General features: G+C 35.1%; 9 protein-coding genes. 5 read left to right on the top strand and 4 right to left on the bottom strand.

The features are described from left to right. Positions 1-18 precede the first annotated feature (18 nt). The 3 genes from holA to GN105_RS06265 form a co-directional block, all read right to left on the bottom strand. Positions 19-1,026: a DNA polymerase III subunit delta gene (gene holA, locus GN105_RS06275; protein ID WP_155284562.1), complete on the bottom strand. Its 1,008-nt coding sequence runs from the start codon at positions 1,024-1,026 to the stop codon at positions 19-21. A 97-nt stretch (positions 1,027-1,123) separates the two neighbouring features. Then, a complete protein-coding gene (locus tag GN105_RS06270) occupies positions 1,124-2,014 on the bottom strand; it encodes an alpha/beta fold hydrolase (RefSeq protein ID WP_155284561.1) in 891 nt (296 codons plus the stop codon). 103 nt (positions 2,015-2,117) lie between these two features. Continuing rightward, a complete protein-coding gene (locus GN105_RS06265; RefSeq protein ID WP_155284560.1) occupies positions 2,118-3,275 on the bottom strand; it encodes an ABC transporter permease in 1,158 nt (385 codons plus the stop codon). Here GN105_RS06265 and GN105_RS06260 point away from each other — a divergent pair. Further along, positions 3,259-4,581, top strand: coding sequence for an exo-beta-N-acetylmuramidase NamZ family protein (locus tag GN105_RS06260; protein WP_173014973.1), 1,323 nt, complete (start codon positions 3,259-3,261; stop codon positions 4,579-4,581). The two genes, GN105_RS06265 and GN105_RS06260, sit on opposite strands and share 17 nt — an antisense overlap. A gap of 783 nt (positions 4,582-5,364) precedes the next feature. Here GN105_RS06260 and GN105_RS06255 read toward each other — a convergent pair. After that, the gene (locus tag GN105_RS06255) at positions 5,365-8,223 is read right to left on the bottom strand and encodes a DEAD/DEAH box helicase (RefSeq protein WP_155284559.1); all 2,859 of its coding nucleotides are present in this window, start codon (positions 8,221-8,223) and stop codon (positions 5,365-5,367) included. Between the two features lie 154 nt (positions 8,224-8,377). Here GN105_RS06255 and GN105_RS06250 point away from each other — a divergent pair, with 154 nt between their 5' ends. The 4 genes from GN105_RS06250 to GN105_RS06235 all read left to right on the top strand — a co-directional run bounded on the left by GN105_RS06250 (position 8,378) and on the right by GN105_RS06235 (position 13,219). After that, on the top strand, positions 8,378-8,809 hold the full coding sequence (locus tag GN105_RS06250; RefSeq protein WP_155284558.1) for an RrF2 family transcriptional regulator: 432 nt from the start codon (positions 8,378-8,380) through the stop codon (positions 8,807-8,809). A 57-nt stretch (positions 8,810-8,866) separates the two neighbouring features. After that, a complete protein-coding gene (locus GN105_RS06245) occupies positions 8,867-9,577 on the top strand; it encodes a tRNA1(Val) (adenine(37)-N6)-methyltransferase (protein WP_155284557.1) in 711 nt (236 codons plus the stop codon). Positions 9,578-9,874: 297 nt separating this feature from the next. Next, positions 9,875-10,810: an Ig-like domain-containing protein gene (locus GN105_RS06240; protein ID WP_155284556.1), complete on the top strand. Its 936-nt coding sequence runs from the start codon at positions 9,875-9,877 to the stop codon at positions 10,808-10,810. A gap of 363 nt (positions 10,811-11,173) precedes the next feature. After that, the gene (locus tag GN105_RS06235) at positions 11,174-13,219 is read left to right on the top strand and encodes a multiheme c-type cytochrome (protein WP_155284555.1); all 2,046 of its coding nucleotides are present in this window, start codon (positions 11,174-11,176) and stop codon (positions 13,217-13,219) included. The last annotated feature ends 8 nt before the right edge of the window (positions 13,220-13,227 follow it).

Raw genomic sequence — 13,227 nt, 5'->3', positions numbered from 1 at the left:
CAGCTAATATACAAACACTTAACTTCTTAGTATATTTATTATTAATTCTTTCAACAAATCGGATTGCGGAGTATTAACTGCTCCTACTCCTTTGCTTTTCATATCTATTTCCCGAAGCCCGGCGATAATAGCACTTACTCGCTTCATCGGATAATTACGAGCCGCTGTATGATATTCTTTCACAAAATAAGGATTGATTTTCAAGGTACTTGCCACATTTCTGTCGGTTTGGTCGCTAAGCCCGTGATATGTTAATAGTTGTTGAAAAAATGTATAAAGAGTGCCAAGTGTAACCACAATGGGATTATCTTTCGGATTGTCGGCAAAATACCGCACGATTCGTACCGCTTTTGCCTCATCTTTCTCACCAATGGCTTTACGTAGTTCAAAATTATTAAATTCTTTGCTGATTCCTATATTTTTTTCAATAACATCAGGCGTAATTTCCGTATTTTGTGTAACTACCAAAGTAAGTTTTTCCATTTCGTTACGAATTCGACTCAAATCCGTTCCCAAGAATTCTACAAGCATCTGTGTCGCCTTCGGATGAATCGTATAACCTTTTTCTTTCAAAACATCCGGAATCCAATTCATCACATCTCTGTCATAAAGTTTCTTACTTTCAAAAAGAACACTACTTTTTCCCAGAACCTTTACCAACTTTTTACGTTTGTCAAGCGTTTTATACTTGTAACAAATTACCAAAATGGTTGTTGGCGTATAATTCTCCACGTATGAAACCAAATCTTCTACTGAATTTCCTAAATTCTGAGCTTCTTTAACGATAATCACCTGATAAGGAGCCATCATCGGGAAACGTTTAGCGTTATTGACAATATCCGAAACCGACACGTCTTGCCCGTAAAGCACCATTTGATTGAATCCCTTTTCATCTTCCGAAAGAATGTTATTCTCAACATAATCCGAAATCACATCAATGAAATAAGGCTCTTCGCCCATTAAGAAGTAAATCGGAGCAATATTTCCCTTTTTGATACTATCAATAATTTTCTTGACTTCATTCATAATCGTTTTATATTCTGATGGACTTTATTAATTTATTGCTAAAAACTTCATTTTTCAACAACTTATTTAACATCAAATCCTTACCAAATCACGTCTTCTAAATTTCATTTCTTTCAATAAACCGTATGATTTCGTAATTTAGTTCTTTTGAATTCTCCATTGGCAATGAATGGGTTGCATTTTCCCACAATTTACATACCACATTTTTTACATTCTGTTTAGCAACTTCTATTGCCTTAAAAGAATTATGTACACCACTATTATCTGCAAAAGCAACATACACAGGAAAATCCCATTCACGCATTTGCTGAAAAGTAATCATTTTTGGCGGAGGCAGCTTGGATATATAATAATTCGCCGCATCATCAATCATCTTAGCTATCGGGTTGGTTGTATCAATACATTGCGAACCACTTATTTCCTTCAATAATCCTTGTCTCCATTTTTTAGGCAAACATCGCATATTGTAAGGTATTGATTTTAAGATAATACTGAATTTTATCATCTGAAAAGTAAAAACAGGTTCAATTAAAATCAAAGAAGCAACTTTATCTGAATAAAACGAAGCGAAATTTGCCGACAACCATCCTCCAAAAGAGTGCCCTATTATATGAAACTGAGGCACGCTAAGCCCTTCCATTGTTTCTGCTATCCATTTTGCTTGTTCAAAATTATTCAGTATCGGGTGATTTTGTTCACTCAACCCTGCATCTCCCAAAACATCAAAAGCATACACTGTTCTATTCTCACTAAAATCGGGCAAATTAGCATACCACATAGGCGTACCTGATGATTTTCCAGGCAAAAGAAGAATAGGATTCTTGCTACCGACATAGTCTTTCCCCCAGCGATACACCTGTACATTGCCAAACGAAGTCTTTATTCGCAAAGACTCAGCCTGAGGCATTGTCTGCATCGCCTCTTTATACGCTTTTAGGTATTCTTGCCTCTTTTCAGGTGAAATCCATCTCCCGATTAACTGTTTCATAAATGATAAAACTATTTATGTTGCAAACAACTTAACTGAAGATGCAAATATACAAAAAAGAATCACGGAATACAGTGGCAAACTGTGCAAAAAATATTTAAACTTATGAAAATTTCATCGACTTTGTTGGAGATATTTTAGTTATTACATACGTAGGTAAAAGCAAAATAACCAAGCAAAGTAACAACACGCCTATATTTAAAAGCAAAATAATCAATGGAGAAATGTAAATCGGAACTTCCGTAACATAATAAGTATCTGGGTCAAGTTTTAGCAAGCTGTATTTCTGTTGAAGGAAAAGCAACAACAATCCCAATATATTTCCCCAAAAAAGTCCCAAAGAAATAATATATGTAGCATTATACAAAAATATTCCTTGAATACTTTTATCCGTCGCTCCCAAGCTCTTCAAAATGCCTATCATCGGCGTTTTTTCCAAAATCAACACTAAAATAGCAGTTATCATATTAAACCCGCCAACAACAATCATTATCCCGATGATGAGATAAATATTAAAATCAAACATTCCCAACCACTCAAAAATAAAAGGATACTTCTGAATGATGGTCTGAGAATCAAGATGAGAAACCGTTTGTCCGTAAACTTTCGCTCCTACTTCTTCTATTTTATCAAAATCATCAATAAAAACCTCAAAACTCCCCACCTCATCAGGTTTCCATTGATTAATACGCTGAATTTGCCTAATGTCCGTAAAGATATACGCTGCATCAAACTCCTGAAAACCACTATTATAAATCCCAACAATTTTAAAATTTCTCTGATTGGGCATTTGCGAGCTTTCATCTCTTAAAAAAATAGCGTGACAATTATCCCCCAATTTCAGTTGTAAACGATTGGCAAAATATTCCGAAATGAGAATTTCATTACTGATTTCTTCCGCATTAAAATCAGGAGTCCGACCTTCCTTTATAAATTCTTTCATCAATTCCCAATCGTAATCCTTCCCTACTCCTTTGGCTAAAATTGCCTCATAACTGTTTTCCGTTCGGACGATGCCTCCTTTGGTAGCCACCGCCTGAATGTGCGTAATTTCAGGAATGTTGGAAAATTTCGGATAAAAATCCTGATGAACCGAAATGGGTTTGATGGAAACTTGCGAAGCGTTATTATCGTAATTATATATTTGAATATGCCCCTGAAAAGCTACAATTTTCTCGCGTATTTTTCGTTGCAATCCCATTCCCGTGGCAATCGCGATAAGCATCATCATAACCCCCACCGCAATGGCTACTATTGCCATTTTGATAATTGGAGAAGATACCGTACTTTTGTGCGATTTTGAAAATATGATTCGTCGAGCTATGAAAAATGGAAAATTCAATCGTAATTTTTTTATTAGAAAGGTCAAAAATACAATTTTTTTGCTATTTCTGATGGCTTCTTGTAAAAATAATGGACAAAAAATCACAAACAAAACATTCACACCCGCCGAGAAAACTTCCCAAGAAATCATTTTGGGAGCCAACCGAATGGAACTGTATCTTCCTCTGTTACAGAACAAAAAAGTAGGAATAGTTACCAACCAAACCGGAATTGTAAAAACACAGAAAGGCAATTATGTGCATCTGGTTGATACACTTTTAAAGAAAGACATCAAAGTTATCAAGGTTTTTGCTCCGGAACACGGTTTTCGCGGGCAAGCCGATGCCGGTGAAGTGGTAAAAGACGGCAAAGACCTCAAAACAGGGCTTCCCATCGTGTCTCTTTACGGGAAAAACAAAAAACCAACCAAAGAACAACTCGCAGATATTGACATAATCCTTTTTGATTTGCAAGATATCGGGGTACGTTTCTATACCTACATATCTACACTCCATTATGTTATGGAAGCCTGTGGCGAACAACAATTACCCATCGTGGTTCTTGACCGCCCCAACCCCAATGCCCATTACATTGACGGTCCCGTACTTGAACCCGAGTTCAAAAGCTTCATAGGTATGCATCCCGTGCCTGTGGTTTACGCAATGACCATCGGGGAATACGGGCAAATGATTAACGGAGAAAGATGGTTGAATAATAACACGGTCGCCAACCTAAAGGTTATCCCTCTTGCCAACTACACGCATCAAACGCCCTACAGCTTACCCGTAAAACCCTCTCCGAACTTACCCAACGATGTCTCAATCAACCTATACCCCAGCCTTTGTTTCTTTGAAGGCACCAATATGAGTATGGGACGCGGTACTTCGTGGCAATTTCAGGTGTATGGCTCGCCCTACCTCGAAAAGACGTCCTTCAACTTTACTCCAAAACCGAATGAAGGCGACAAGAATCCGAAGTTTAACGGAAAGATTTGCTACGGAGAAGACTTGAGAAAGCATCCTACTCTATCAAAATTGAATTTCACTTGGCTGAAAAAGGCTCACGAACAATCAAAAGGAGTAAAAACACCTTTTTTCACTTCCTCCTTTAACCGAATCGCAGGTAATGCCACACTGAAACAACAAATCATCGAGCAGAAAAGCGATGACGAAATACGAAAAACGTGGCAACCCGAGTTGGAAAAGTTCAAAAAGATACGGGAAAAGTATTTAATCTACAAGTAATGAGTTTTCAAACTATTTTTATTCATTCACACAAAGTTAATATCTTTAGAAACATATCAGAAAGAATGAATAACGATGTAGAAATATTATAAATCACATTAGAAATAAACATCAACACATAATAATTCATAACTGAAAGACAAGAAATATTCTTGTCTTTCTTTTTTTAACATTTCATCAAACAGAAAGAAGTTAGCAAGATAAAGAAACAAGTTTACAAGCAATAAAAACCAAGTAACAAGGTAAAGAAATAAGTTTACAAGTAACAAAAATCAAGTAGCAAGGTAAAGAAATAAGTTTACAAGTAACAAAAATCAAGTAGCAAGATAAAGAAACAAGTTTACAAGTAACAAAAATCAAGTAGCAAGGTAAAGAAACAAATTAGCAAGTAACAAAAATCAAGTATCAGAATAAAGAAATAAGTTATCAAGTTGTAAAAATAACTTATCAAGATATAGAAACGATTCAACAATACGAAAAAATGATTTATCAAATTACAGAAATGATTCAACAAGTATGATAAATGATTTCTAAACTTATTTTTATCATATTTAATCTATAAAATATCATTTTTGATACTGAATTTATCATTTACATATAAAAAAACATAAAAAGTAAATACAAATCATCTGTTTAAAACATAAAATCATTCATCTATACAATGAAAAAATATATTTATATAGTAATTTAACACATTTCCGATTATAGAAATATGTATTAAACAGAAGTAAAATAGAATTTAACAGATAGTTTTATTTTGTATGAAAAAAGATAATCGAACTATTATTCCAGAATTTCATCAATATGTTGTATAACTTCAGCAGCCAAAGCATTTTCTTCCACAATGTTTTGTGAAAGTTCCTTTTTAGTTTGTTGTAATTTGATGATTTTCTCTTCAATAGTGTTTTTAGACACGAAACGAGCAACATTTACTTTATTTTTTTGCCCTAATCGATGTGCACGAGCGATGGCTTGCCTTTCTGAAAAGGGATTCCACCACGGATCAAGCAAAAGTACGTGAGAAGCTTCGGTAAGATTCAGCCCTACTTCCCCTGCTTTAAGCGAAATGAAGAAAAATTTCACTTGTTTATTGTTCTGAAAGGCTTCCACTTCTGCTTTTCGCTGTTGCGTAGGCACTTTTCCCGTAAGTTTAGCGTATTGTACCCCTTGCTCATTGCACCATTTTTCAAATATTTCCAAATGTGAAACAAAGCTACTGAAAAGAAGTGCTTTTTGGTCGGAATGTAATACAAGTTCCATATAATTAATCACTTCCTCATACTTTCCTGACGGGATTTCACTGGTTTCGTCCAATAATTTAGGATGATTACTTATTTGTCGGAGCTTCATCAAAACATTCAATGCGTTAAATTGAGAGATTTTACCATCTATCCGCAAGAGTTCATTCCGTGCTTTTGATTTTTCTCTCTCATACCACTGCTCCTGTGCCTCAGAAAGTTCGCAATATATGATTTGTTCTATCATTTCAGGCAAATCATCAAGTACTTGTTCCTTTGTCCGACGCAAAAGAAACGGACTGATGATGGTTTTTAGCTCTTCCAAAGCCACAAGGTCGCCTTTTTTCTCGATATTATACTTAAAATACTTGCTGAAATGCGAAAAACTCCCCAAAATATTTGGGTTGATGAATTGCATTTGCGACCATAAATCGCTCAAAGAGTTTTCTATGGGCGTTCCACTCAAAGATATTTTGTGCTGAGCCTTTATCTCGTGAATGGTTTTAAATGTTTGCGAATTTTTATTCTTTATGCGTTGGCTTTCGTCCAAAATAATGTATCGGAACTCTTGTTTTTGAAAGATTTTCGCATCTCGGGTAACGATGGGATAACTCGTGAAAATCATATCGTAATTCTGCAAACGATTTGCCTTTGCCTTACGGTCGTTGCCCACATATTGCGTGCATTTGAAGTGAGGTGCGAAGCGTTTGGTTTCATCATACCAGTTAAATACCAAAGATGAAGGCAGAATTACCAAAGCCCGAAGCGGTTCTTTTTGTTCCTGCCCGATACTGAACAAATCTGCAGGGTAATATTCCTTTGCTTGTGGTAATTTATCGTGAACATCTACCAGCAAAGCGATGGTTTGCAATGTTTTCCCCAATCCCATATCATCGGCAAGGCAAGCTCCCAAGCCATTATAATGATGTTCCAAAAGCCATTTCACGCCTTCCTGTTGGTACGGACGAAGTGTGGCTTTTAGGTTTGGTGAGGGCGTATAGGACACATTACTGACCAATGTTGATGCTTTTAATTCGGGTAATTCCTCCAAAAGTGCGTAATTATTTTTAGGAAGTCGCAACTTTCCGTCAGAAATTTTGGCAAACTTCATCAAAGTTCCGTATCTGCTGAACCACTCTTGCGGAATAATAAATAAATTTCCGTCCGAAAGTGTGTAAATAGGATTGTTTTCTCTTATATTCTTAATTAAATCCTTAAAATGGAAGATTAAATCACCTTGTTTCACCTGCATATTGAGGTCAAACCAATCATTTTCGTTTTTTGTTTCGGAAAAAATCAATTCAGACGGAAGTGTGGAAACTTTTCTCCCGTCAATTTCAATATCTTCGAGGGAAAATCCGGCTTCAAGCAGGGATTTTCTTCTTTCTAACAGATAAAAATAGGAAGCAAACGGATTTTCTTCCTTCAAAAAGAAAGTACCATCATTTTCTGCGAATCCCAAATCGGTTAAAATCTGATATTTTTCAGTTTCTTGTTGGGAATTTCTTCTGTAATTGGTGATTTGAAGCTCTCCTTCGCTCTCCATTTCCAAAACAGAATGTGTTTTTTTGTGTTGATTGCTTGCAAAAGTATATCCTCCGTAATCAAATTCCAGATATATTTTGTAATGATTGGCAAAAAAGTCGTGCAATATGCGAAGTTTAACGGTTGTTATTTCATCTTTGCGAATAACTTCGAATCCTTTTGCGTTGATTTCCACTTTTTTCAGAATTCCTTTAAGAAATTTGTCAAAATATTCGCCTATGAGCTTCTGCGGAATGAAAACTTCTTCCTTATTTAAAAAAGGTTTTATGTTTGCTGCCTTAATATGAGCCACCCTTATTAATTTCTTATCAATGATAAGCCACGACTTTTCGTTGTTTAGCAATTCAACCCGGTGATTATGCGGAATGATTTGCTTGTTACCGTCCAACAGATAAAGCCTATAAGTAATGCCTATGTCTGTTTTTTCAAACTCCAAAAAGGGTTCGAGTATCTTTCGGGTAATTTGTATTTTCTGTTTGACAATTTCGTCTTTTGTGCTGACGTTAAGTGTTAAGAAAAAGTCATTTTCTGAAATAATTTGCAGAATTTGTGCTGTCTTTTCCTCAATATACGATAAAATAAGTTGCTTTTGCTGTGCATTTTTATACAATTCCTTTATCGACACGGATTTTTTGACAAACTTTTTAATCAAAATAGGTTTATGAAGTGTATTTATCAACTCCAAAAGTTCTTTTTGCTCCGCATTTAAGGTAATTTGAGGTAAACTTCTGAGAGTTTCTTTATTTGCCTTCTTAAAGAAATACCACGCACTGCCTTTTTGCTGTGCAATGTAAGCATTGGGCAAAAAAGTAGCAAAATCGGCATCGAACGTAACATCGAAAAAGAGCAAATAATTCATACACAATCGTCTTTTAAAGAAATTTTAATTTTAAAAGGATGCAAAAATAGTTTTAAAAATCCGTATAACCTTACAGTTTTTATCCCGAAAAGAAAATATTAATGTTAAAAAAGATTTTTTTCATACCTTTGCACGCAATTTATCAGAAAATATTATGTTTTCCAACTCGAGCAAATACGCAATCAATGCTGTCATATATCTTGCTGTTCATTCTTCTGATTCCAAGAAAATAAGCGTTAAGGAAATCGCAGAAAAATTGAACATTCCTCCACCTTTTTTGGCTAAAATACTCCAAACCTTAGCCAGAAAACGAGCTATCAACTCCACAAAAGGACCGGGAGGAGGGTTTTGGATATCCGATGAAGAAAAAGAAGCTCCTCTTATAAGCATCATTGAGCATATTGATGAATTACACAGGTTTATGACTTGTTCTATGAGCTTAAAAGGCTGTTCCGAAGAGGAACCTTGCCCCATACATTACGCCATCAAACCTTTTAAAGACGAACTCAAAAAGCAATTAAGTGAAAACAGTATTGCCTTCTTCGCCAATAAGATAATAAACGGAGAAGCATTCCTATTCATTTAAGTATTCTCAAAAGAAATATCAGTAATTCGGCATATCGTAATTTATTCGTTTGTAATTATGACTTTCAAATTCAAACAATTTTCAGTTTCACAAGCACAAAGTGCGATGAAAATAGGTACAGATAATGTACTTTTGGGAGCTTGGACCCCGATTGACAATTTTCCTCAAAACATATTGGACGTTGGGGCAGGAACGGGCATTCTTGCACTGATGCTGGCTCAACGCACGCAAGCCGAAATCATTGACGCTGTGGAAATTGACGAAAAAGCATACATTGAATGTACCGAAAATTTTGAAGATAGCCCTTGGGCAGACCGACTTTTTTGTTACTTTGCTTCATTTCAAGAATTTGTAGCAGAAATGCAAGATGAAAAATACGACCTGATTGTCTCCAATCCACCTTTCTATACTTCTGATTATCAAACAGATTCCAAATCGCGTAACAAAGCCCGATTTGAAAATTCTTTACCTTTTAAAACATTGATAGAAGGTGTTGCCTCATTGCTTTCTGACGAAGGTGTTTTTTCTGTCATTGTTCCGTTCGCGGAAGAAGAAAATTTTGTACAATTGGCTTCTGAAAAAGGTCTCTTCCCGAGGAAAATTACTCGTGTAAAAGGCAATGCCAACGCCGAAGTAAAACGAAGTTTAATAGCTTTTGACAGAAAAAGCGAAGTTTGCATTTTTGACCTATTAATCATAGAAAAAGAACGCAACATCTATACTGATTCATATACTGAACTTACCAAAGATTTTTATTTAAAAATGTAATTCCTAACTCAAAAACCAAAGCTTTTCCAAAATTTTTTCTTAAAAAATTAAAGATTTTCAAATACAAAAAACATAATTTTTTGAATTTGGAACAAAACTCTTCTTGCTGAAAATCAGAAAAATAAGTTTATCCTTTATAAAAATCCATCGTTAAAGATTTCTAAAACACTTTACAACATTATTTTTTTGATATACTTTTGCCCCGAATTTTAGAAACCTTTTACCTAAGTTGTTTCTGAAAAATATTTTTAACGAAATAAAAAAGAAAACAATATCAAAATTACATTTTTTTAACAAATGAAAAAATCACTTATTCTTTTAGCAATTACAGGGATAATAACCTTTAATTCCTGTACAAAAAATGAAGTAGAAATTACCCCAACTACACAAGAAATTACTATTTCAGAGAAAAAAGATTTGACACTTGAAATTGGGCAAACTTCCGAGGAAATTACCATAATGGGAGGAGATAACGAAAATTTTAAAATCGTTTCATCACAACCCTCAATAGCAGAAGTGAAGCAAAACAAAAACAAATTCACAATCAAAGCATTACAAGAAGGAAATGCGGTTATTTCTATCAGCTCAGCCGGAAAAACAAAAGAATTGTCAGTCAATATTTCTAAAGTTTTAGTGGAACGAATTGAAGTATTGGAATCAGGAAATTATCAAGCCGGAAATGCATCAATTTTCTTTAAAATTTATCCGGAAAATGCGACAAATAAGGAACTTGTATGGGAATCAAGCAATAAAGATATAGTAAAAATCGCTGATGCCAAAAAAGGTGAAATTTTTGTAATGAACAAACCTGGAAAATCTTCTGTAATTACAATCAAAAGTAAAGACGGAAGCAATGTGAGTGTTCAACACACTGTGAATGTGGTACAATTGGTCAGACAAATTGAGATAAATGTAGGAGAAAATCTTTCTTTGGCAGTGGGAGCTACGTTTAAGCTCAACTATGTTATTTCTCCTGAAAATGCAACCAACAAAAATGTTTCTTGGCAGTCAAGCAATCCTGATGTAGTTTCCGTGGATAGTGAAGGTAACATCACTACTTTGAAAGGAGGCATCGCACGAATTACCGTTACGGCAAATGATGGCTCAGAAATTTCAAGTTCTGTTGAAGTGAAATCTGTTTTAGGAATTAATAAAATCACTATTGATAATACAAACAACAATGAAATAAAAGTAAAAAGAATGTCAAAAACTCCATTAAGCATTACCACTTGAAATAATGACAAGCAAGTAGAAAGCGGCATCACAAAAAAATCACAAAAGAGTGAAACCGCAACCGTTCGTTGGAAAGCTGCTGACGGATATTACTTTGGAAAAGAACGTGATAATGCCGAACACATTTTCGATGCCTACAAATCAGGTTCTGTAAAAGTAACTGCTACTTACTATGATACACTTGAAAATGAATATGTGGAAAAAGAAGTAACCATAATCGTTGAATAAAAACTCCATTTTTAATTATCAACAAAAGGGAAGTAAATAATTTACTTTCCTTTTTTGTTTTTCTATTTTAGATTCTTTCTAAGAAAACAATAATGCTTTTTTCGTTATTTTTGTACACATTTTACAATCAAAACAATGACGAAAAAATATCTGTTTATTTTCATATTAGCAGCCATAATATTAGTAATTTTGGTTTTTATATTCTTCCCCAAAACAGACAATTACACCAAAATCGAAGATAATCACCAAGAATACGAACAAGGTTACGCAGGCTCTCAGAGTTGTAAAGAATGCCACGAACAAGAATATGCAGAATGGGAAACATCCGACCATTTCAAAGCAATGCAACACGCCAATGACCAAACTGTTTTAGGTGATTTCAATAATGTTACGTACACCGCTGATGGAATTACCTCCCGATTCTTCAAAAAAGATGGAAAATTCTATATAAATACAGAGGACGAAAATGGAAAATATCGTGATTTTGAAATTGTTTTCACTTTTGGACACTATCCGTTACAGCAATATTTGACCAAATTTGAGGGCGGAAAAATGCAAGTTTTTCGACAAAGTTGGGATAGCAGAAAAAACAAGTGGTTTCATCAATATGCCGGAGAAAAAATTCCTCCCGATGATTATCTGCATTGGACAAACGCCGGGCAAAACTGGAACTTAATGTGTGCTTACTGTCACAGTACAAATCTGCAAAAAAATTACAATCCGCTGGAAGACACCTACAAAACTACTTACGATGAATTAACCGTAGGATGTGAAAGTTGCCACGGACCTGGGAAAAAACACAATGAATTTATGAGAAGTTCTGACTATCAAGCCGGAATTTCCAAAACCTTTTTTATCAATCTGGGTGCAAATACTTCTCAAAAAACGGAACTTAACACCTGTATGCCTTGCCACTCCCGAAGAGGTGAAGTAACGCAATATCACACACATTCCGAAGAAATTATGGATAACTTCATCCCTGAAATCCCGATAACTAATATTTACTTTGCAGATGGACAAGCTCTTGACGAAGTCTATAAATACGGTTCTTTTCTTCAAAGTAAAATGTATCACAGCTCCATCAAATGTACAAATTGCCATCTGCCGCATTCTGGAAAATTAAAAATGCAGGGAAATCAGCTTTGCTTACAATGCCATACTCCAAATTATGCCACAAGTGCACACACTTTTCATAAAGAAAATACGGAGGCTTCCGATTGTAAATCGTGTCATATGCCAACACGTACTTATATGGGCAACGACATCCGTCACGACCATAATTTTGCCGTCCCACGCCCTGATTTGTCGGATAAATATGGCGTTCCGAATGCTTGCAATGCTTGCCACAATGACAAATCCGCAAAATGGGCAAGCCAAGCCGTAGAAAAATGGTACGGAAAAGAACGAAAACCGCATTTTGCAGAGAATTTGATTCTCGGAAGCAGGCAAAATGAAAAAAGTTTGGAATATTTAAACAAATTACTTACAAATGCAACCACTCCCAACATCATTCGGGCTGCGGCAATACATTATTTAGGCGGAATATACACAGAAGAAAGCCTTCAACTGGTAAAAAAAGAATTAAAAAACCAAGATGCACAAACCCGCTACCGAGCTGTTATAGCTTTGGCAAATTTCCCAATACATTTATATGAAAATGAATTAATTCCATTACTTTCGGACAAAGTAAAAGCCATACGAATAGCCACAGCCTACGTATTTCTATCACAAAAAGGATTGGAACAATCAAAATTGTTATCTTCCTTTGAATCAGCCAGAAAAGAATATGAGATTTTTGTACTTTCACAAGCCGATTTTCCGATAGGAAGTGCCACCGCAGCCGATTATTTTACACATTTAGGAGACACGGACAAAGCCATCTTATTCTATGAGCGAGCCATAAAAAAAGATAAAACACTGAATCACATACGTTTGAATTTAGCAACACTCTATAACGCAAAATCACAGAACGACAAAGCGTGGCAGATACTCAGTGAGGCACAAACTTACGAACCGAAAAATCCGCAAGTTTACTACTTTATGGCTTTGTTAAACAGTGAAGAAAAAGATTATTTTCAAGCAAAAAAACATTTTGAAAAAGCGATGCAATTGGGAATGAATAATGAAAACATTCAAAGAAACTATCAATCAGTGATTCAACTAATTAAAAACAACAATTAATATAAAAG

Source organism: Capnocytophaga felis, assembly GCF_009684755.1.
GTDB lineage: Bacteria > Bacteroidota > Bacteroidia > Flavobacteriales > Flavobacteriaceae > Capnocytophaga > Capnocytophaga felis.
The sequence above is the reverse complement of the archived record's forward strand: the minus strand, read 5'-3'. Positions and strand labels throughout refer to the sequence as shown.